Origin of the sequence: Zunongwangia atlantica 22II14-10F7 (assembly GCF_002094855.1) — a bacterium.
GTDB lineage: Bacteria > Bacteroidota > Bacteroidia > Flavobacteriales > Flavobacteriaceae > Zunongwangia > Zunongwangia atlantica.
On the sequence record NZ_ARYN01000009.1, the window covers coordinates 133855 to 156875 of the forward strand.

At 33.2% G+C, this 23021-nt stretch carries 19 protein-coding genes; 5 read left to right on the forward strand and 14 right to left on the reverse strand.

The features are described 5' to 3' along the window. Positions 1-15: 15 nt before the first annotated feature. From IIF7_RS11245 to IIF7_RS11310, 12 genes are all read right to left on the reverse strand, one after another. Positions 16-2703, reverse strand: a complete 2688-nt coding sequence (locus IIF7_RS11245) for an SGNH/GDSL hydrolase family protein (protein WP_084841787.1) — start codon at positions 2701-2703, stop codon at positions 16-18. A gap of 37 nt (positions 2704-2740) precedes the next feature. Further along, positions 2741-3220, reverse strand: coding sequence for a hypothetical protein (locus IIF7_RS11250; RefSeq protein ID WP_084841788.1), 480 nt, complete (start codon positions 3218-3220; stop codon positions 2741-2743). 3 nt (positions 3221-3223) lie between these two features. After that, positions 3224-3772 (reverse strand): DUF6712 family protein, encoded by a 549-nt coding sequence (locus IIF7_RS11255; RefSeq protein WP_084841789.1) that lies wholly within the window; start codon positions 3770-3772, stop codon positions 3224-3226. Next, positions 3765-4871 carry a phage portal family protein gene (locus tag IIF7_RS11260; protein WP_084841790.1) on the reverse strand — a complete coding sequence of 369 codons (1107 nt, stop codon included), beginning with the start codon at positions 4869-4871 and terminating at the stop codon, positions 3765-3767. The genes IIF7_RS11255 and IIF7_RS11260 overlap by 8 nt, the downstream gene beginning before the upstream one ends. Then, on the reverse strand, positions 4871-5365 hold the full coding sequence (locus IIF7_RS11265; RefSeq protein ID WP_084841791.1) for a hypothetical protein: 495 nt from the start codon (positions 5363-5365) through the stop codon (positions 4871-4873). The genes IIF7_RS11260 and IIF7_RS11265 overlap by 1 nt, the downstream gene beginning before the upstream one ends. A gap of 123 nt (positions 5366-5488) precedes the next feature. Beyond that, entirely contained in the window at positions 5489-6070 is a 582-nt protein-coding gene (locus IIF7_RS11270) for a hypothetical protein (RefSeq protein WP_139801312.1), read from the reverse strand. A gap of 76 nt (positions 6071-6146) precedes the next feature. Then, positions 6147-7064, reverse strand: a complete 918-nt coding sequence (locus tag IIF7_RS11275; protein WP_084841793.1) for a hypothetical protein — start codon at positions 7062-7064, stop codon at positions 6147-6149. Positions 7065-7091: 27 nt separating this feature from the next. Beyond that, positions 7092-8213, reverse strand: a complete 1122-nt coding sequence (locus tag IIF7_RS11280; protein ID WP_084841794.1) for an ATP-dependent Clp protease proteolytic subunit — start codon at positions 8211-8213, stop codon at positions 7092-7094. A 231-nt stretch (positions 8214-8444) separates the two neighbouring features. After that, on the reverse strand, positions 8445-8690 hold the full coding sequence (locus IIF7_RS11285; RefSeq protein WP_084841795.1) for a hypothetical protein: 246 nt from the start codon (positions 8688-8690) through the stop codon (positions 8445-8447). 290 nt (positions 8691-8980) lie between these two features. Further along, a complete protein-coding gene (locus IIF7_RS11295; RefSeq protein ID WP_084841797.1) occupies positions 8981-9310 on the reverse strand; it encodes a hypothetical protein in 330 nt (109 codons plus the stop codon). Positions 9311-9523: 213 nt separating this feature from the next. Further along, complete coding sequence (locus IIF7_RS11305; RefSeq protein WP_176218943.1) at positions 9524-10042, reverse strand: sigma-70 family RNA polymerase sigma factor; 519 nt, start codon at positions 10040-10042, stop codon at positions 9524-9526. A 1-nt stretch (position 10043) separates the two neighbouring features. Continuing rightward, positions 10044-10613, reverse strand: coding sequence for a hypothetical protein (locus IIF7_RS11310; protein ID WP_084841800.1), 570 nt, complete (start codon positions 10611-10613; stop codon positions 10044-10046). A gap of 1045 nt (positions 10614-11658) precedes the next feature. Between IIF7_RS11310 and IIF7_RS11315 the strand changes: the two genes are divergently transcribed. The 3 genes from IIF7_RS11315 (at position 11659) to IIF7_RS11320 (ending at position 14319) form a co-directional block, all read left to right on the forward strand. After that, positions 11659-12618, forward strand: coding sequence for a helix-turn-helix domain-containing protein (locus tag IIF7_RS11315; RefSeq protein WP_176218944.1), 960 nt, complete (start codon positions 11659-11661; stop codon positions 12616-12618). 794 nt (positions 12619-13412) lie between these two features. Continuing rightward, a complete protein-coding gene (locus IIF7_RS21140; protein WP_262508192.1) occupies positions 13413-13544 on the forward strand; it encodes a hypothetical protein in 132 nt (43 codons plus the stop codon). A 49-nt stretch (positions 13545-13593) separates the two neighbouring features. Further along, positions 13594-14319 (forward strand): SIMPL domain-containing protein, encoded by a 726-nt coding sequence (locus tag IIF7_RS11320; RefSeq protein ID WP_084841802.1) that lies wholly within the window; start codon positions 13594-13596, stop codon positions 14317-14319. 111 nt (positions 14320-14430) lie between these two features. Here IIF7_RS11320 and IIF7_RS11325 read toward each other — a convergent pair whose 3' ends face one another. Both IIF7_RS11325 and bshC read right to left on the reverse strand, forming a co-directional pair. Beyond that, positions 14431-15795, reverse strand: coding sequence for a pyridoxal phosphate-dependent decarboxylase family protein (locus tag IIF7_RS11325; protein WP_084841863.1), 1365 nt, complete (start codon positions 15793-15795; stop codon positions 14431-14433). Between the two features lies 1 nt (position 15796). After that, positions 15797-17413, reverse strand: coding sequence for a bacillithiol biosynthesis cysteine-adding enzyme BshC (bshC, locus tag IIF7_RS11330; protein ID WP_084841803.1), 1617 nt, complete (start codon positions 17411-17413; stop codon positions 15797-15799). A gap of 115 nt (positions 17414-17528) precedes the next feature. Here bshC and IIF7_RS11335 point away from each other — a divergent pair, with 115 nt between their 5' ends. After that, positions 17529-20000 (forward strand): M14 family metallopeptidase, encoded by a 2472-nt coding sequence (locus tag IIF7_RS11335; RefSeq protein ID WP_084841804.1) that lies wholly within the window; start codon positions 17529-17531, stop codon positions 19998-20000. A 146-nt stretch (positions 20001-20146) separates the two neighbouring features. Further along, a complete protein-coding gene (locus tag IIF7_RS11345; RefSeq protein WP_084841805.1) occupies positions 20147-22960 on the forward strand; it encodes a M16 family metallopeptidase in 2814 nt (937 codons plus the stop codon). The last annotated feature ends 61 nt before the right edge of the window (positions 22961-23021 follow it).

A 23021-nucleotide genomic window follows, 5' to 3' on the forward strand; every position in this document is an offset into this window, starting at 1 on the left:
CTTTTTCTTTTGATGTTATTCAATCGGCATTATACCTTTCATCCCCCCTGTTATAACTCTACCTAGCATCTTGTTTCCATCTACACTATAAGGGTGAACTCCGTCTGAAATATATAAATCACGATTTAAACCATTAATACCTGAATTAGCGTTTACATCTATTATTTGACAAGAAAAAATGTTTGCTACTTCCCTAATCATTTCCGATTTAATATATTCTTGAGTAATAAAATTAGCTGGGTCAATAAACCCTTCATCACCCCGACCGCTTGCCCTTCCTGGTAATGGGGTTGCAATAATTATTAATGCTTGTGGCATCCAAGCTTGCATTTTCATTATTGTCGAAGCCATACCACCTTTCAAAGAATTAATATTATAATCACCATTATATTTGTTATAATATGTAGAATTTGCCCATTCTGGGTCAGTAGTGTCATTTTCAACCCATTCTAAATTAGCTGTGTTATTTACATCGTCATTAGTACCACCTTTGATAATTACTGCATCGATAGTACTTTTAATTGATTGTGGGAACATTGTGGTAATTCTTAACCAAGATGGGTATGCACCTCTAACTGGTGTCGTTCCTGCTGGTACAGTAACATTACCCTCATAGTTTTCATAATTATATAAATCATTCCTTCCAACATTATTACCAGTTGCATCTATAAAGGATACTGCACCACCTGTATTATTCCATGAGTATCTTTGACCACCTATACCACGTCCATATAAATTTGCAGCCTGTAAATTATTTGCAGTAATTGTTCCCCATTTGTTTAGGTCATTATAAGGGTAACTAAAATCACCGCCAGAAATTGCTGTTATTGAATCACCATATAATGCAATATTTTTATCCTTCCATTGACTTTGTTGACTATCTATTGCAATTTCTTTAATTTTATAAATAGATACTCTATAATTAATAATCACACCAGTTTCATAAGTACGTATTTCAAGTCTTTCAGCATCTTCAGGTATAGTTAATTCAAACAGAATACCATCATTAAAATTCCTATTATTTACATCATAAAATTGGTAATAACTACCATCTGACCTGTAAACATAAATACTAAATCTTCCTGTGTAATTACCATTAAACTCAAATGATAATTTTTCACCTAAGTAATCAGAAATTGTGAAAGGGTCAAAAGTTGCTGTTCTCGGTGCAACATAATTATTTAGCTCTTTAATAACAGTTAATTTTGTAATACCGTTTAATATGGTATCATTCAACCTAGCTTTTTCGATAGGTTCAGAAAGTTTTCTTACTTCTGAAATTATACATGTATATTCAACATCGGTTACACGTGTTCTAACTTGTAAATTTTGTTCTATGTCTGTTGTAACATATTCCCAAGAAATACCAGAACTAAAATCATTACTATCTTCAAAAAATTTTACTGATTGCGTACCGTTTTCTGAATCATTTGTATAAAATTCAACTCCATAAGGTAATGATGCATCTGAATAAAATTCAATAACATATGTTTTATATCTTTCTAAATCTAATAAAGGTAGTACCGCTGAAATATTAGCTATTGAAGTTCTTCTATAAATTTCTATTGGGGTATCTTCTACTTCTAAGGTATTAGTAAGAATTGAATTTAAATCTAAAAATTCATTCTCCAAACCAGATATAGCATTATTAGTTTCACCTATTTTAGAAAATATATCTAAAATGTATTCATCGTAATTTTGAAACAATGATATAGGATATTTACTACCAACCACCAATGATGGCAGAGCAATTAAAAATTCACAATTTTGGTTACCTGAAGTATTGTTTATATCAATCAAAAATGATTCACCACTATCAGTATAGTCAGTTGAAGCCACCATATTTTCCCTAGATTGTACAATCCACCCTTCACCAATTGTTATTGAATTTTCAACCCCACTACTAATTATGTTTGAAGTGAGAGAAATTGGTGAATAAACATAAGGATTAATATTCCCTGAAATTGATTTATAGATAAAACCACCAGAATATGATTCACCAGATAATGCATTGAATTTTGCTCTCATTTGGAATCTTGCCCCTGCTGGTACACTTACTCTCATTTGTTGACCGAAATATTCTGAATCTTCAATTGAATAATTAGCATCATTGTTTATAATTTTCAATTCGTTCTGACCATTAAAATTAATCAAATGTGAATTTTTAATTTTATTCAGAGTTTGTACTAGTCCTCTAAATTTTGAAAACTCATCATCTTTTATTGGTTGTTTACTTATATATTCAACATTTCCAGAAGCACTATTCGACCATTTCCATATCCCATTATTACCACCATCATTAGAAATTGAAAATTTCACATTATTTAGAATAGAAGAATTAGAATGGTTTGAATAATAGCTTGTAGCTTCGATTTTTGTCTCAAAATCTTTGGCTATTTCGCCAATACTAATATCCTCAAACACTTCATTTATATGGGTTAAATTTTTCCTTATATCTTCACCCAAATTGTCGAATAATATCGGTATTAAAACATCAATAATTTCTTCCCTAGAAGTAAAAGATTGACCGTTTACCAAGACTTCATCCACTGGTGTTGCACTCAAAATTTGATGGCGCACATCATAAATATTATATATACCTATACTATTTTCACCCAAGGAAATTGCTTGATAAATTCTTGGGAAATTCTTTCCATTTAACTGAAAGTATTTTTCATCATTTACAAATTCAATTTTATACATTAAACATTAAATATTAATCTTTGCCATTGCTGGCTTATTATTTTAAATTATCGGGTAATTTTACTTCAGAATGTTGCTCGTAGTAAGCAAGCTGTAGCCCCAACTTATTGACCAAATCGGTCAGTTTTTCTACTTGTCTTTTCAAATTATCGATTGAAATTTCTAGTTCAGATTTTTCAAATTTCAGTTCACTTTTTTCACTTTTTAATTCAAAATTTTCTTTTCCTACTTTTTCAATTTTGCCTTCTAAACACTCAATTCTTTTTACTTGAATTTTATCTTCAGCTTCTTTTCGCTTTGCGTAGTCATCTAACATTGTTTGATATAATTGAAGATTCTTTTCAATCACATCTGTACTGCTTAAATCAACCTCTTTTTCTTTCGCTTTTAGATTGAGTTTTTCAAATATTTTGTCTTTGTAAACACCTAATAATAAGGTTGCAATTGGTACTACAAATGGCAATAGTTTGATTAAACTATCTAAGGTTATAATTGCTATTGGTATAAGTTCAATCATCTCTTAAAGTCGTTTATTTTGGCTTGGCAAGAATGTGAATTTCACATTGTTGAAGCTATTGTTATCGTTATTAATGTGGCTTTCATTTTGTCTTGCCCATACCTCGAAAGTTGAAGCATTTTGATTTAAATAACCTTCAATTAATTGCCATTTCATTGCTGCATCTTGGTTGTTTTGGCTTACCAAATCTTTTATCATATTGCGGTCAACTTGTTCACCATCTTGGTATTGCTTTTGTACCATTCCAAATGGTGTAACTGAATTATTTATTTCGTATAAGTAACGACTATATGTATAGTCAGCCAGAAGTGATTTAACGCCCTCATGTTGAACTGTATAACCATCTTTATCTTCATACTGGCAACCTTCAATTAAGTCACTGTAATCAGCTTCATTTGCGTTTTTTTGAAGGTCAAAATAAAAGCCATTACCCAGTGTTTTTTTCAAATCAATTAAAGCACCAGAAATGCATTGTTCAACTTTATTTACATCGTAGTTATTACCTATATTTTTAAGGTTGGCAAAGTCTTGGTGTGTTAGTATATTATTCATTTACTTGGTTGTTAATTAGGTCAATACGCCCTTTAATTGGGTGCTTATAATTATTCATAATTGAAGTGAAAATCTCTTCAATTTTCATGCGCTCCTCTTCCCTTTCCTGCCACATTATTTGCATGATACTTTTATATAATTCACCAGAATTTCCAAAAATTCCAGAATCACTTGGGTTGATTAAACTGATAGGTACGTTAAAGGCTTTTGCAATATTTTTTTCAACTTGACTTTCTGAATATCTGAATAATTCATCGTTATGTTCACTTGTAAGGTCTTGAAGGTTAATTTGTTCATTAAGGTCACTGCTGGCATCTGGTGATTCTAATAATATCACACTATTTGCATTTTTACTACCTCTTACTGCATCCAAATTATTTAAGAATGTTCGTCTGTCTTCAGGTGAATTAAATGGTTTGGTGACCAAAAGTTTAGTATTTAAAAAACCATCATTTGAACCTTTTTGGCGAAATTCTGAAGCTTGAATTTCTGAAACCATATCGTTAATTACACAATCGGCATCGGACAAAGAATATATTTCATTGAAGTACTTTTGCAAATGAATAATTTGCCCCTTATACTTGCTTATCCCACCAGCATTTTCAATTTGTGATTTAATTATTTCTTCATTTAAATTAAATCTATCAACCACCTGTATTGCATTAGTATCTATTCGCCCTTGTTGACCATCCCAATTGGAATAAACAAGATATTTACCAGAATAATCAACGTCATCCCTTTTCCCAACACGCACGTTTTTTGATGGTACACTTTCAATGGCAGAAATTTCACCTAGTAAATTGAAGCTTAACCAAATAAATGCATTATTGTGTTTCACATATTCCCTTACAGAAGTTCTAATTACATCGTTAAGTGTTTGACCTTTTGAATTGACAATCACATGACCATTCGCAACACCTTTTCCAATGATGGCTTTTGCGCTTTTATCTACTGCATTTTTTGCCGTAACACTGGCATTTAGAAGGTGCTCTAAAGTGTTTGGATAAAGGTTATCTAACCCCCAATTGAAGCACTCATTACGCAAATTTTTACGTACATCTAAGACATTATGTTTAATTTCATTAAAGTGAATTTTCATTAATCATTGGTATCTTCTTTTTGTGTTATTATCCTGTCAATAAATGAAGATTTACTACCACCAAATTCAGCTTTTACATCTGGGTATTTTTCACGTAATTCACTGAATTTATACTTCATTAAATGTTTTTTTTGCGCTTCCTGATCTTCATTTAGTTCAATAACTTCATCTTCTTTAACCTCTTTATTTTCAACAGTTAACATATCTTCCCAATTGTCAGGATATTTGCTAAAAAGCTTAATTCTTTCCTTATTTATCCTAAGAAATTCAATTGCTAATTGGTCAGTGATAATGTTATTATTTATGGTACGGCTATCACCTTTTTGAAGACGGTAATAGGCATTATTTTTAAGTTCAAAATTGCTCATATTGTGGTATCTCTTTAATTTAAGAATCATTTCATTTAAAGAACCACGGCAGCTTACACAAACATTACCACCTAACGCTTCAGTATAAAATTTCACAATCACCTTCAAATTTTCGTTGCTGGTCATAATGTGAAATGGTAATTTTAAGATGTCTTCTATGTTCAATTGAAATGATTTTAATATCACAAGTAAAAGCAGAATAAGGGGTTAACTCATCTGCTTTAATCTTGCTATTTTATAATGTTATTTTTATGCTACTGAAGCAAATAAAGCATCAAATGAAGCTTTTGAAGTTGCATAATCAGTTTCTAAGAATATTGAATATGGGTAATCTTCGTATTCACCTTCATAAGTTGAAATTGTAAAAGTTATACTACTCGCATTTTCTCCACTATTCATAGTCATTTCTGAAAGTTCAAGCCCACTTTTCCAACCTAAAACTTTAAATGCGTCTAATTGATCTACGCCTTTATATTTCGTTTCAATAACTACAACGAATCTACCTTCTTTAATTTCTGCTGCCCTCTCTGCCGTAGAAGCTGAAGGTGTCATTAATCTCGCTAAAAATGAATGTGAAAAACCATCTAAATTTTCAGCATCTGGTGTAAATTCTGAAGCTAAACTTCCAAGTCTTTTACCCCATTCTAATTTGTAACCAGTTGCTCCAGATTTCAAGGTTAAATTGGTAATAGTTGCCCCATTTGATGTGCTTGCGCCAAAGTCTATGTCATCGTAATTAATTAGAATTGCGTTATCAAGTACACCTGCTTGTGGTGCATCAACACATTTATCAAATTCAATGTCTCCCGACAATTTGTTTATGCATGCCATGTTTTTTAAAATGTTTATAATGATGGGGGCATGGATAGCCCCCATTTTATTTTATTGTTAGACCAGTCCTAATTGATTAGACTGATAATGTGAATTCTACGATTTCTTGAGGGTTAACGATTTGAACACCGTCTTTACCTCGGATTTTAAGGTGTGTTTTGTCGGTAACTTCATCTAGTACCATTTTAATGTTCTCGGCATCAGCTTCAGAATCTACACCTACCACGAAATTTGAACCGATTGAAGCAAACATTCTTTTTGTTTCTGCAAGTCCTCTAACTTTCATTAAAGTTGCACCACTTCCACCAATGCGGTATTCACCGTTTTTGTGTTCTGGCTCGTAGTGATATAAGTTTGCTTTCTTTTCTGCTTTGATGTACAAATCAAAAATTTCATTACCTACAAGAATTACAAAACTTTCACTCTCTCTTACATCAATTGGGGCTGCATCCCTCATTTCGTCCACAAGGTCACGTACATTATCAATTGTAATTTCAGTTGCTGAAGTAGTGTTACCATCTACAACATCACTATTTGCATCAATTTTTTTGATGAAACCATCAAAAAGTGTGTAATTACTACCAGCAGTATCACCTTGCCATCTAGTCAATTCCAAAAACTTCTGTACTGAAGCTAATTCACTGTCTATCAATGCTTCTTCCCATGCTTTAGGTGCATCATTATTCATGCTCCCTGGTGCAAGTTCAGTGGCTGGAAATTTAGTTTGTAAGTCATCATTACACCATGTCTTATGCTCGGTATAAGGCTTTACGCTAAGTGTAATAGTTTCACCAGTTACATCACCAGTTGGGTTAACACATGTACCAGCTTGTGGGTTAGCTTCTGAAAATAAATAAGGTATTTCTGTACTACCTTTTACGTTAGTGATAAATCTTGCAAATTTACCAGTATCACCACCACTAAAAAGGGTAGCTGTAAGCACTTCTTTTTGTCGTGCTATGTAATCATTAAAATTGGTTAAATCATATGCCATTTTTAAAAGGTTATTTTTTCTTTTCTGTTATTTTCTCTTTTGAAGTGCTGACCTCAAAGAGTTATTTTTATTGTTATTTAATTTTTGAACTTCGTTTGGCTCATTTTCAATTTCACTTCCGATTGATTTTTTTAATGCTTTGATTTCTGCATTAAGTTTTTCTTCTTTTTCGTTGAATTTTGCTTCAGCCTTTTTCAAGATTTCAGCTTCTAATTTTTTCAGAATTTCTTCAAAGTCAATTTCATCTTCATCAGCATCTTCAGAAGTTTCGATTTCAGTTTCTTCAACTGCATTGGCTTCATCTTCAGAAGTTTCAGTTTCTTCAACTTGTTCTTCTGGTGCTGGTAAAATTTCTTTTACTTTACCATCTTCTATTAAGATTTTTGAACCATCTGGCATTAAAATTTCATCACCTTCAGCTTCTACGGCATCACCAATTGAAGGTGTATCACCTGTGTTTAAATCTGGAAAAGTGACTTCATTACCATTACTGTCTTGAAGCGTTAAAGCATTGATTTCTAAATCTTTTTCAACGTCTTTTTCTAAATCGCTACCGCTAATAAATGATGCAAGTGCCTTCAAAAACTTGTCAGTTTTCGTCATTTCTTTTTCGTTGTTATTTTTCTCGTTATTATAAAATGCCACCGCTTTTATTGAAGTGTAACTGCCTGTGGCAAAGCCCATTTTAACTGCATTGCTGGCAGATAAAAAGGTTTCTTTTTGTAGTAATTTTTCAACCGTTTTTTTGTCGATTGAGGTGTAAACAGAATAGAAATTGATGAAGTTATTTTCAATCTCTTTTAATTGTTTTGCAACATATTCAAAATCAGAACTATTGCCCTGCATTTGCGCCCAAGGCAAATGAATCATAAAACGGTCTTCACCTTCTGCCAATAGTCTTTTATCACCTGCCATAAATATGCTGGCAGCAATAGAATAAGCCATTGTGGCTTTTGTTGTAATCGGTAATTGAAGATTTCTTAAATAGCTATAAATCGACTGCCCTTCATCAACTTCACCACCTACAGAATCAATGATAACTTCAACGCTGTCAGGCTTTTTGAAGCTTTTAAATTGTCTAATTACATCAATCAATGAAGTATCTTCACCAATTACACCGTTAATAAATATTGTTGCTTTTCTGCTCATTAATGATAATTAGTGAGCGCATTATAAGTTGTATGTACATTGGTCAAATTGGTGAACAATGACCAATAAAAAACCCCCACAAAAATCAATCTGTGAGGGTTAAAAAAAACTATATATCAATTAATTAAATCAATCTAACATTTCAATTAGAAATTCAATAAAAGCTTCAAGTACTTTTTCGGCATCTTCATTTTTTTCATTCATAACGGTTGGGGTTAATATTTTTGTTATTTACCATTTTTTCAATGGGCATTTTTCTTTCGGCACTCTTATTTTGGCTGGTAAGTAACATTTACACTCACCGCAAAGCATGCCTTTTATTTCAATTATATTATCACCGTCAAAATGGGCAATGCTTTTGCTGTATCTTTTCAATGGGCAAGCTTCGCAAATCTTTACACGTTCTTTTTCAGTTTCGGTAAGGGCAGCACCAGTTAAATGCTTCCCCCACCCTTTCATAATATTACTTATCTTCATCTGTCTTGAAGAATTTGTAATTTTTTAAATCGGTATCATAAATACTTTGTTTATCGGTGCTTTCTATACTCCTATCTCGCTGATCACTTAATAGATAAAGACCAAATTTCACCATTTCATCTTGCACCTTCTTTTGGTTATTTACGACTTTATAGGGGTAATAAATTATAAGGTAATAAGTCATGTATATAATTGAAATATATGGTGTAACCAAAATGGTAAGTAAAGTGATAATGGCAAGCCAAAGAATGTTGTTATATAATATATTTTTTTTCAGATTTTTCATTTTTTTAATTTATTATAATTTCATTTTGAAGAAATTCAGTTATTTCTTCAATTATTTCTTGTTGTTTTTTTTCGTTGGTTGTTTTGAATTTTAATGCAACTCGAATTTCAATTTCTACCGTTTTTCCTTTTGTTTTGGTTTGAACTTTGCGCAACATTATGTTCATTACTTTACTTTTCGCCCAAGCGTTTGACCAACTTAACTCGCTGTATTTCAATAGTTTTTCTTTTATTTTTTTTGTCAATTGGATATCACCTAAATCATATTTTTTTTGACCTACAGAAACAAAATCAATGGCGTAATTATGGGGTAAAATTGGTACTATTTTTATCATTTAATTTTTTCATTCATTTTTGATATTATTCGCCTTACCGTGGTAGTGCTTATGCCGTATTTCTCGGCTAATCGCTGGTATTTTTCCATTTTAGTGCCTGATAAAGTGAAATAGACTTCGTAAATTTCTAATTGTATTATGATGCTGGGTGAAATATGCCCATTATTCATCAACTTTACTATAGTGGTTACATTATTATTAATCAGTTGGTAATTAGTCATTTAATTTGGGTGTGTACTTTTTAATTATTTTTTCTATAGGGTGGTCACTTTTTATTTCAATAATTTCACCGTACATTTTTTTGATGCGTGAAAAGCACATACTTTCTTCAAAAAATCGTTGAAAAATGAAGCGGTGAATAGGGTTATCAATTTTTTCTAAAGTGCTATTATATAGGTTTTTATCTTCAATCGCTTGGTGGTCATCTGGTGCATAAAGAATTTCATTTATTGTAACATCTTCATTTTCATCTTTCTCAAAGTCAGCAGAATAAGTTGGTATTTTATTTTCGCTTTTTAAAAATCGAATTAAATTATTCCATACGGTGGTGTAAGCATAACTATAGAATTTAGAATGTTTGGATGAATCAAATTTTAAGCTTGCTTGGTGTAAATGCAAATAAGCTTCACTTATAAGTTCTTCACGTAGATGATGTGGGTAATGCAACTTACCTATAACGTGGTGAATGATTTTTTTACATTCATCGCTGTTTATATCAATTTTTTCGTTCAATTTAAGCGTAGTTAAGTGTAGGGTGAGTGCCTTGTTTGAGGGCAATTCTTAGATTATAGTAGTTCATTTTTAATTTTAATGAAGCTTCTTTGATGCAACTGTATATTTTACCACTTTCACTACATTTCACTGGCTTGGCGTTGCCGTTTTTACCAAGCATACTACCAACACTTTTGCGGTGTTTTGCTCTGAAAGACCATTTACCATTTTTTCCCCCACCTCTTTGATTTAAAGACAATGGATTTGCGAGGAAATTCTCGTTTAGAAGTTCAATTTCTTTGGTGTAAGCTTCTTTTTCGCTGGTGGTAATAAGAATATCATTGCGTTTAAATGATTGATAGCCATATTGTTGCACGTTTGTAAGAAATTCGGTCTTTTTCAGGTGGTCAAGCTGGCTTGGGTGTGTTATTCCCTGCCCAATGTAATTTTCATAGCGGTATCTGTCTTTTGGGAATGCTGGATTGAAACTAAAAACACCGTAATAAATTTGTTGTGTTAAAGTGTTAATTGTCTGATAAACAACATAGTTTAGTTCATTTTCTTTAATTTTAAATTTTTCATTTTTTGCCATTTTAATTAGTTATTATTTATTGTGTTATGGCAGCTTTTTCGCTGCCTACACTTATAACTAGTTGACTAAATCAAAAAGGTCATTTTATTTTTAATTTGAAATGTTAAAATGTATTGAAAAGTAAATTGGTATAGATTTTTTCAATAATAAATGAATTGAAATAACGCTTTTTAAAAGCTTTTCAGAAACTTTTGGCATAAGATATTGGTAAGTTGAAGAAATGGTTGGAAATGGCTTGAATAAGCCAAATTGGATAGGTTTACACCTTTTTATGAATTAAATATTGAAGAACTATAGATTATTAAATTGAGATATTACTATTTTTAATTTTTTAATAGTTCTTATCCCTATCGGGAAATTGAGATAGTTTGTATATAATTTAATTATATCTAATAATTGAAATAAGAAGAAATAAGAAACTTTAATTACAAATTGGTATAAGTTATTTAATTAAAAATTATAGTTCAATTGGAGTAATAAGAATAAGTAAATTGAGATAGTTTAAGTATTGTAATTAATTACATATATAAATAAGTTTAATAATTATATCTTCAATTGAGATAATGATATTAATAATAAATATAATTTCTATAAATAATATTCAATTGATAAACAGATTATAATATAAATAATACTACTTCAATTTTTACATATAATAATATTATATATATACTCTAATATATGTCTTATATATATCTAATTTTTTTTTTAATAATAATGTAATAAAGATGTAATATAGAGTTTAGTGTAAAAGTATATGGTCACGATAAAAACTAAAGTGGTCAGGATAAAAACTAAAGTGGTCGTGATAAAAAAGTATATGGTCACGATAAAAACTAAAGTGGTCAGGATAAAAACTAAAGTGGTCATTTCTCACTCACATCACCAATTTCTTCAACCAGTCACCCTACTGGTAGCATTAAAATTGAAAATCTTAACATTCACCAAGTTGTCAAATTGAAAAAAACAAGGGTATAATTGAGTTAACGAAAAAAAAATGGTCGTTTTTAAAATGACCCACTATTTATTATTAAACAACTCAATAATGAAAAATATAAACCTTAACAAATTAGAAATTATTAATAGTAAGTATAATAATAATCATTTTATTAAGTCTTATCCAATTTTAAACGAATTACCAATATCACCAGCTAAAATTAAATTACTTGAATTGATTTACTCGTATCAATCAAATGGGCAACAATTTAATATGAGTTACGCCAATATAAGCAACATTCTAAAGATAAAAGTAAGCACAATTGGTACATACATTAATAATCTTAAAGAAGCTGGCTACATCACTACAACAACCATTTATAATGCCCAGAAACGAGGAAGCCTAACCATTATTAATTTAAATGTTGATTCAATTATAAGTGAAATTGAAAATATTATTAAACAATATGATGACCAACTAACCACCACCACAAATAACCAACCAGCACCGAAAAATGAAATGGTTGAAACCCCAGCAAAACCAGCAAATGAAGAACCAAAACAAGAAAACCAACTGCAACCAGAATATGAAGCGGTAGAACAACCAATACAAGCCCCAGAAGAACCAACACAAGACCGCTTTGATGCTTTATTTCCTGAAGATGAAGATGATAATGAACATATTTCAATTAAGTCTGTAAATAGGGTAATAAATGATTCTGAAGATGCTGAAGAAAAAGAAGCCCTGAAATATGTTGAAGACTATGAAAAGGAAATGAATAGTATATCTGAAGATGAGCAATATTTAATTGATTTAATAAATAATGAAGATGGTGGTGTATTTTTTGACTTAAGTGTGTTATCAGTTGATGAAATTATTGAACATTATAACGATAATTTAAATGATAATTTGAAAAATTCAACAATACTATTAAATGTTGTTGATCAATTAATTAATAAGGATATAATAACCAAGGTAACTGGTGAAGACTTTTCAACTTATTTAATTCTAACTTCAGAAAAAAAACAACTTGAAAAGGTTGCCGAAATGGAAAAAGAACTGGTATAATTGAAGTAATAAATAACCAGTTAATTGAGCATAAGAAGTGAATTAAATAAATTATATCCCAACATTCCATCAACCACAAAACGCATTGATAAGGTGATTGACCAAGGGCATTTAAAAAACTTCATTCATTTAAATTTTGATCTCAATTTAATAACGCTGGTAAGGATTGAAAAGGATAAAATTAATTGGAAAAATATAAGTTTCAAGACTATTTATAATAAAAGTAATAAGATGTAATTTTGACAATTCCCCCATCACTAATGATTGCCATTTCAGACATAATTTATTCGATTGAAACGGTGGGGGAATAATTTAAATATTAAAGAGTTGAGTTAAGTTTAATTAATTCATTCATAATTTGTTGTTTGAACCCCCATAGAAATATGGGGGTTTTTTAATGGGAAAACTTTAATGTTTACTAGCTATTTAGATATATAAATCACAAAAATATTATAAGCAAATCCCACACAAAACCCACACATCACATTTTTATGTTGAAGAAATGTCAGTATTTATGGGGTTTTTCAAGCTTTATAAATTTGCATGCGCAAAATTAAGAATTTGAACTAAAAATAAAATACAAACCACGATTATTTTATACTTACCATTATCGTCGCAAAATATCAGGTTTTTGCCAGACTGTTATGATATATTTTCTTAAACTATAATTAAAGTTTACTATTTGGACTTATTGCAATATTGCTATTAAGCTTGTAGATCCTTTTGCATTTTAAATTTTTTATTATTTAATTTGTTTTAACCAAATTTTAACTTTCGTTATAAACCCCCGAATTATGACTAACCAACAGGAAGAGGAGTACATGAACTCACTACATCCTTCCCGATCTGTTTTAGAACTAATCTATTATATAATGACGGTGATTTGTGTGGTAGGAATCGTATTTATTATTTTTCAGCTTTTTTAAAAAACTTAGTTCTAAAATTGCTAATTTTATGGTATAACCTCTTTATACTATGAAATATCTAAGTGCAATCATTTTCTCCATAGCCATTATTATTGCTGCCTGGTTTTTAGGCAATTCTTACGTAGATAGAGCTAATCCAGATGGCACCATTTCGGTTACCGGTGCGGGTAGCGAAAATTTCACTTCAGATCTTATCGTTTGGGAAGGCCGGTTTAGCCAAATGAGCGAAAATCTTGAATCAGCCTACAACCAGCTTAATCAGGATAAAAATACCGTAAAAGATTATTTAATCGAAAAAGGAATTAAAGAAGAGAATATCGTCTTTAATTCAGTACAAACTAACGAGCAGCGTGAACAAAAATATCAAAATGGAAATTACGTAGGTAGTATCTTTAAAGGTTACCAGCTTTCACAAAGTGTGAAAATCGAATCGAATGATGTTGAATTGATCGAAAATGTCTCCCGAGAAATAACCGAATTACTGAATAAAGGCGTTCAGTTTAATTCTACTCCGCCTCGATATTATTACACTAAACTTGCCGATCTTAAAATTGAAATGATCTCTAAAGCCACTGAAGATGCACGAGTACGCGCTGAAAAAATCGCAGAAAATTCTGGCGGAACTTTAGGTGAACTAAAAAGCGCTAATATGGGAGTTTTCCAGATCACAGGGCAAAATAGTGGCGAAGATTATAGCTGGAGCGGCGCCTACAATACTGCCGATAAACGTAAAACTGCAAGCATCACTATGCGTTTGGAATATGAGATTGAGTAAAATTCTTATTTTAAGAATAATTATAAATTAAAAAAGCTTCAGGTTTTACATGAACAACCTGAAGCTTTTTTATTTCTATTTAATTCTGAAATTCTTTCAGAAAAAATAAAGCTATTTCATCGATTCTAAGATCTTATCGATATCATCTTCCGTAGTATCGGGATTGATAAAACAAAAACGAGCTATGGTTTCCTTTTTCCATTTTGTTGGTGTCACTAAAGCAAAACCAGAATTATGATTTTTATACGTCCAATCTTTATATTGATCTGGTGTCCAATCTTTTCTTCGGAATAAAACTACAGACAAACTGGAAGGTCGTACCACTTCAACATGATCGCTGTCTTTTATTTTTTGTTCAGCTATTTTCGCCAGTTCGATTCCGCGTTCAATTGCCTGCTTATATTTATCGGTTCCGTGCATTGCCAAAGAAAACCATAAAGGCATACCTCTTACACGGCGCGTCAACTGAATTTGATAATCTGCCGGGTTAAAGCCCTGTGCGCCTTCATCTTTAAAGATTTCTAAATAAGCTCCTTTTTGAGAATGTGCATTTTTCGCATGCTCTAAATTCTTATAGATTACCGCTCCACAATCGTAAGGAGAAAATAACCATTTATGAGGATCTATTGTGATACTATCGGCTTTTTCGATTCCGTTGAATAAATGTCGAACCGAATTTGCGGCTAAAGCGCCACCACCATAAGCACAATCTACATGAAACCAAACATTTTCCTTTTCGCAAACATCTGCGATAGAATCTAATTCGTCTATAATTCCCGCATTCGTTGTTCCGCCTGTAGCTACCACCGCAAATAAACGCTTTCTATCTTTTTCTTCCAGCTCGTCGATTGCTCTACGGAGTTCTGCTCCTGTAATTCTTTCATCATGATTATCGATCATCACCACATCGGCATCGATCACTTTTGCCATCGCCTGTACCGAGCTGTGCGCACCATCTGAAGTCAATAACAACCCACGCACACTTACATTATCTGAAGATCTTCTTCGCCATTCTTCTCTTGCCGCCACCATCGCAGATAGGTTTGCCGCCGTACCACCACTGGTAAAAACACCAAAAGCGGTATCTGGTAAACCAGTAAGCGAAACCAGCCATTTCATCGCCTGGTTTTCACAAAAAATTCCGCCGGCACCTTCCATCCAGTAAGCGCCATGAATACTGGAAGCCGAGGTTACCAAATCGAACATGATCGCGGCACGTGTTGGCGCAGCCGGTACAAATGCTAAATGCCTTGGATGATCGATAGGCACACAGGCTTTTACCAAGACATCTTTAAAAAGTTTAAAGGCATTTTCGCCACCAATCCCATTTGGAGTGATGGTTTCACCAACTATTCGTAATAATTCGTCTTCTTTTTTAGGAGAGCCAAGCTCTGGCGTTACATTCGAGATACGATCTATGGTATATTTCATAACGTCCAGCGTCATTTCTACCAGATCCATATCTATCGTATGCATTTTATTTTGTTCCAAAAGTGAGGATTTTAAAATGTTGTTCTAAGGGATTTAAATGTTCAAAAAGTGTATCCAAAAGTTCCTGTCCATAGACCGCATAAACTTCAGAGAAATTGGTTTGTCGCTCTTGCAAACTTCGATTTGGAAAAAGCTGATTTTGTAGATCTGCTATTCGGCTTACTTCATCTTTCAACTTTCGTTTTTGCGCTTTTAGCAATCGCTTTTCTAAATGATCTAAACCTTTTAACTGCTTTACTTCCTGTGCTTTTACTGCGCCTAAGAAAGATTTATCGGTTTTTTCGGCCAGCTCGTACATTTCTTCGAACTGCTTTTGCAAATGTTCTTTTTGTTTACTGAAATCTATATCGATATTCGATATTTTACGCACCTTTCTATTAATCAGTTCGTGTTGCTTCAGAAATAATTCTTTATTAGAAATATCTAATTTCTCTCGCTTTTCTTTTTGTTTTTCTGATTGAAGTAATGCCGAATTTCGTAATAAAAGCATCGGAAAAGGCACATTTTCAGCTTCAAAATAGTCTTTTAACTCTAACCAATAGGCTAATTCTCCGCCACCACCGATATAGCATAAATTAGGAAGAATCACTTCCTGATAAAGCGGACGCATCATCACATTCGGACTAAAATATTGCGGATTTTCATGCAATTCTGCCAAAATCTCGTCTTTAGTCCATTCTATTTGCTTCTCGTGCACATAATACTTCCCGTCTCGCTTAATTATACGCTCACGATAACCATTATTCAGATAAAATAAATTGATCTCGCGTGGATTTACCTGAACATTATAACCAAGATTCGATAATTTTTCGGTCTTTTCTTTTGTGTTTTCAAACGAACGCTGTTCCAGCAATTCATTTTCAGCATAAGGAACAAACAGCTTTTTTAAATCGGCTTGTTGCGCTCCCATGATTACCAAACCATATTGCTTAAAAAGCTCGTTGGCCAGGTAACGTGTTGCTTCAGTTAAATTTGTATGTTCTAAATAGGCATTTTTGAATAAAGATTTTAGATAATCTGCATTATTACCACCGCCAATTTCTGCTGAAAAAAGTTCGAAAACCTCATCTAAGCCTTCCGTAGAAAGATAACCTACCGCATCAATTTCAGCTCCTTTTTCAGTAGAATTCCACTGAAATTTCTTTCCATTTAAATTAAAATAATTGATCTCGGCAAAATCGTGATCTTCTGTAGCCATCCAGTAAATGGGTACAAAATCATAATCTGGATGCTCTTTTTTGAGGATTTTCGTAAGATTAATTACTGAAATGATCTTGTATAAAAAATAAAGCGGCCCGGTAAATAGATTAAGCTGATGCCCGGTAGTGATCGTAAACGTTGTGCTTTTAGAAAGTGCCTGGATATTAGCTAAAGTAGCTTCAGAAACGTCAAAACCTTCGTATTGTTTTTGAAGACTTTCTACTAAAACCTGCCTGTTTTCCGCAGAAAAACTTTGCTGCTTTTCTTTAATTTGAGCTTCGAAATTTCCAATTTCAGGAAAACGATTATAAAATGGGGACAGTTCTTCCTTTTTATCCAGATAATCCAAAATGAGTTTGGAGAAATAATTGGTTTCGGAATACGAAATACAATCTATCGGCATACACTTTTTTTGAGGTTGCAAAGATACCGAAGATATAACTTTTATCAACTAAATTTTAGTTAATTCGCCCGTCTACCCTATCTTTACTACCATAATTTTAACCCCTCACGTATTTATGAAGAATAAAATACTATTAATTACCTTCACTTTTTTAAGCTTTTTAAGTCTAAAAGCACAGGTAAAATCACCATCAGAATTTTTAGGATATGAACTTGGTAGTCAGTTTTCACGCCATGCAGATGTTGTAGATTATTTTGAATATATCGCAGAAAATTCTCCATTGGTTACTTATCATACCTATGGTAAAACCAACGAAAGACGACCACTTACCTATGCGGTGATCTCTACAGAAGAGAACCTTGGAAATATTGAAGAAATTAGAAAAAATCATTTACGCCAAACTGGTATTTTAGACGGTAACCCCACTACCGATAAAGCTATCGTTTGGTTAAGTTATAATGTACACGGTAATGAAGCTTCAAGTACAGAAGCTTCGATGAAAACACTTTATAACTTAATTACTGAAAAGCAAGATTGGTTAAAAAACACCATCGTTATTATAGATCCTTGTGTGAATCCAGATGGTCGTGACCGCTACGCTAACTGGTACAACCAGGTAAGACAAACGCCATTTAGTACGTCACAAGATGCTGCAGAGCATTACGAGCCATGGCCAGGAGGTAGACCAAATCATTATTTGTATGATCTAAACCGTGATTGGGTTTGGGCTACTCAGGTAGAAACCAGAAGTAGATTAAAAATCTACAACCAGTGGATGCCGCATATTCATGTAGATTTCCACGAACAGGGAATTAATAATCCTTATTACTTTGCTCCTGCAGCCGAGCCATTTCACGATATTATCACTCCGTTTCAAAGAGATTTCCAAACGAGAATAGGTAAAAACAACGCTAAATATTTTGATGAAGAAGGTTGGTTGTTCTTTACCAAGGAACGTTTCGATTTATTATATCCAAGTTATGGCGATACTTACCCAACGTACATGGGAGCTATTGGGATGACCTACGAGCAAGCAGGACATGGACAAGGCGGACTTGGAATTGAAACCGACCAGGAGAGTACCCTGACTTTAAAAGACCGAATTGCTCACCATTTTACTACAGGAATTTCTACAGTAGAAATGGCTTCTAAAAATGCGGAAGAACTTGCTGAAGAATTCAGTACTTACTTTAATAATCTTGACAGAAAATACGAAACTTTTGCTCTTAACGGAGATAAAGACAAAATTGCAGATCTAAAAGAATTATTAGATCGTCATGAAATCGAATATTCTACCGCTAATAAAGGAGAAAAGATTTCTGGATACAGTTTTACAGATAATAAAGACGGAAGTTTAACTACTACAGATCAAACTTTACTGGTTAGCACTCAGCAGCCAAAAGGTCATATGGTTGAAGTTCTTTTTGAGCCTAAAACCAAACTGAACGATTCAATTACATACGATATCACAGCCTGGAGTTTGCCTTATGCTTATGGTTTAGATGCCGTTGCAAGCTCGAGAAGCTATTCAGGAAAAAATACTGCGGAAACATCGAATATTAGCAATACTGTGAATGCTGAAGGTGCCGGTTACATTGCAAACTGGAACAGCTTAAAAGATGCCGAATTTCTTGCTGCTTTGCTTAAACAAAATGTAAAAGTTAGATTTAGCGAGCTTCCTTTCACTTCTGCAGGGAAAAAATTCAACGCCGGTAGTTTAATTATTACTAAAAGTGATAATCAAAAATTAACCGATTTCAACGAAATTGTTGTTGAAACTGCTAACGATTTTGAAAGAGAATTGACGGTGGCAAACACAAGTTTTGCCAGTAGCGGTCCAGATTTTGGTTCTCCAGATGTAAAATTAATCGGAAATCCAAAGATCGCGATGTTACGTGGTGAAGGGACTTCTTCTCTTAACTATGGTGAGATCTGGTATTTCTTTGAGCAGGAATTAAACTATCCGGTAACCGCAATTGGCACAGAATATTTCAATAGGATCGATCTTAGTTCTTATGATGTTTTAATTGTTCCAGAAGGTTATTATGGTAGCGCTTTAGGAAATGCCGGAGTAAATAAAATTAAAGATTTTGTTCGCGGTGGCGGTAAAATGATCACTATTGGTAGATCTGTAGGCTACTTTGCTGGTCAGGACGGTTTCAGCATTAAAAAAAATCGTGTTGAAGAAAATAAAGAAGACGCAAATTCACCAAATCTTACTCCGTATAACATGAGAACCAGAGAGCGCATTAAAGGAAACAGCCCTGGTAGTATTGTTAAAGCTACAGTAGATAATACACATCCTCTTGCTTTTGGATATGATGATACTTATTTCAGCTTAAAATTAAGTAGCAGCAATTTTGGATTGCTTAGTAACGGGTACAATGTTGCTTACATGCAGGAGCCAAAAGTTGTTTCAGGGTTTGTTGGTAGCGAAGCTTATAAAACTCTGGAAAATTCGGTAGTTTTTGCTCAGGAAAATATGGGCAGAGGTAGCGTAATTTATATGGTAGATAATCCATTGTTCAGATCATTCTGGCAAAACGGAAAATTATTTTTCGCCAACGCTTTATTTATGGTGAAGTAATTTTCTAGATTCTAGAGATTAGAGATTAGAGTCTAGACTTGCTGAATGCTGAATGCTGAATGCTGAATGCTGAATGCTGAATGCTGAATGCTGAATGCTGAATGCTGAATGCTGAATGCTGAATGCTGAAAATTAAATTGTAAAAAATGACATTCAAAAAAATAATTACTTTTTTGTGCTTTTTGGTAGTTTGTACGCTAAATGCGCAGGAAGATAATTCGCTAAAGGTGAACTTTGAGAGTTTTACCTTATCTAATGGTTTAACGGTAATTCTACACACAGATCATTCAGATCCCGTGGTGGCCGTAGCGTTGACTGCGCACGTAGGATCGGCCAGAGAAATTGAAAATCGTACCGGTTTTGCTCATTTGTTTGAGCATTTATTATTTCTGGAATCTGAAAACCTGGGAAAAGGCGGACTCGATAAAATGAGTGCAAGAATTGGTGGTTCTGGTGCTAATGGCTCTACCAGTCACGATCGAACCAATTTTTTCCAAACCGTTCCTAAAGATGCTCTGGAAAAAATGATCTGGGCTGAAGCTGATAAATTGGGATATTTTATCAATACCGTAACCGACCCCGTTTTGGCCAAAGAAAAACAGGTGGTAAAAAATGAAAAACGCCAGAGTTACGATAACCGGCCATACGGCCATACCATGTATGTGATCGATAAAAATCTTTATCCAAAAGATCATCCTTACAACTGGCAGGTAATTGGTAGTTTAGAAGATTTACAAAATGCGACGCTTCAGGATGTAAAAGATTTCTATAATAAATGGTACGTTCCTAACAACGTGATCTTAACGATTGCCGGAGATTTTGATAAAGAACAGGCAAAACAATGGGTTCATAAATACTTTGATGAAATCCCTTCAGGAGAAAAGATCGAAAGACAGGAAAAGCAACTGGTAAGTCTGGAAGAAAGCAAAAAACTGTATTACGAGGATAATTTTGCACGTTTACCAGAGTTAACTTTGGCCTGGCCTAGTGTATATTCTTATCATGAAGATTCTTATGCCCTTTCTATTCTTGCTGAATATTTAAGCAGCGGAAAAACCGCTCCCCTTTACAAAAATTTGGTCGAAGAAAAAGAGCTAACAGGATCGGTTAGAATGTATAATTACACCTCTGAACTTGCTGGAAAATTATTACTTCAGGTAAGGGCTTACGACGGAAAAGATTTAGATAGTGTTGCGTCTGCGATCGATGAAACTTTTGCTGAATTCGCTAAAAATGGAATTTCAGAAAAAGATCTTAAGCGTATAAAAGCGGGGCAGGAAACAAGTTTTTATAACAGCATAAGCAGCGTTCTTGGAAAAGGCTTTCAATTAGCCCAATATCAGATATTTGCTAACGATCCTAACTTTATCAATAAAGAAATGGATAAGCTTTTGGCAGTGACCAAAGAAGATGTAATGCGAGTTTTTAATAAATACATTAAAGATCAACACTACGTGGCGACGAGTTTTGTTCCTAAAGGTGAAATTGAATTAGCTTTAGAAAATTCTGAACCTGCTGAAGTTGAAGAAGAACAAATCGTTGAAGGTGCTGAAGAAGATTTTGATGCCTCGCAAAAAGCCGATTACGAAAAAACGCCTTCCAGCTTTGATAGAAGTGTAGAACCACCTTATGCTGCTACACCAGAACTTACAACTCCTGAAGTTTGGAAAGATTTTATGCCTTCTGGAATGCAGATATACGGAATTACGAACAGCGAAGTTCCTTTGGTTAAATTTGAATTTCAGATGGATGGCGGATTACTTTTGGAAGACCCAAACAAAACGGGAGTTTCTAATTTACTGGCAGAAATTTTAGGAGAAGGAACTGCAAATAAAACTCCAGAGGAATTAGAAGAAGCTATTGCTTTACTGGGTGCTAATATTAGAATTAATTCTAGTAAAACTCAAATTAGTGTTTCTGGAAGTACTTTAGCTAAGAATTTTGAAGAGACCATCGCTCTGGTTGAGGAAATACTTTTACAACCAAGATGGGACGAAGATGAATTTAAACTGGCCAAACAAAAAGTACTTAGCCAGCTGGAAGAAGAAAAAGCAAATCCTAATGTGATCGCAAATCTTGAGTTTCAAAAACTTATTTACGGGGAAAGAAGCTTACTTTCTAAAAACACTTTAGGCACAAAGTCCAGCGTTGAAGCAATTAACCTTAAAGATCTAAAAAACTATTACGAAGAGAATTTAACGCCGCAACGTACAAAGTTCCTGGTGGTTGGTGCTCTAAATAAAGAAAATGCTACAGATGCTTTAAAGTCACTTTCAGCAAACTGGCCAGCAAAGAATGTTCAGCTTCCTAAAATTTCAGAACCTCAACTTCCGCAGAAATCTAAGGTTTATTTTTATGATGTTCCGGGAGCTAAACAATCTGTTTTTAGATTTGGAGCTCCAGCAATGGCAGCAACTAACAAAGATTTCTATCCTGCTGAAGTAATGAATTACCGCTTGGGTGGTGGTAGTTTTGCTTCACAACTTACGCAGCAATTACGCGAAGGAAAAGGTTATACTTACGGAATTAGATCTGGATTTTTTGGAGATCAGTATGTTGGGCCGTTCATGATTTCAACTGGAGTAAGAACCAATATCACAGACGATGCTGCCAAACTAGTACAGGAGATATTGCAGGATTATTCAGAGAATTTTAATCAGCACGACCTTGATGTAACCAAAAGTTACATGATTAAAAGTAATATGCGAAAGTTTGAAACGCTAGATGCAAAACTTAATATGCTTAGCGAAATAAGCAATTACGATCGTGATTATGATTATATAAAACAACAGGAAAAATTGGTGAAAGATTTAGACATTCTTGACATTCAGGATCTGGCTAAAAAATACATTAATCCAAACCGGATGTATTATCTAATTGTTGGTGATGCTGAAACACAGCTTGAGAAACTAAAAGAACTTGGTTACGGGGAACCTATTCTTATAAACCAGGAAGAATAATTACCAAGATTATAAAAAAATGAAGCCCGATTTTCAGATAAAAAATCGGGCTTTTTTTATG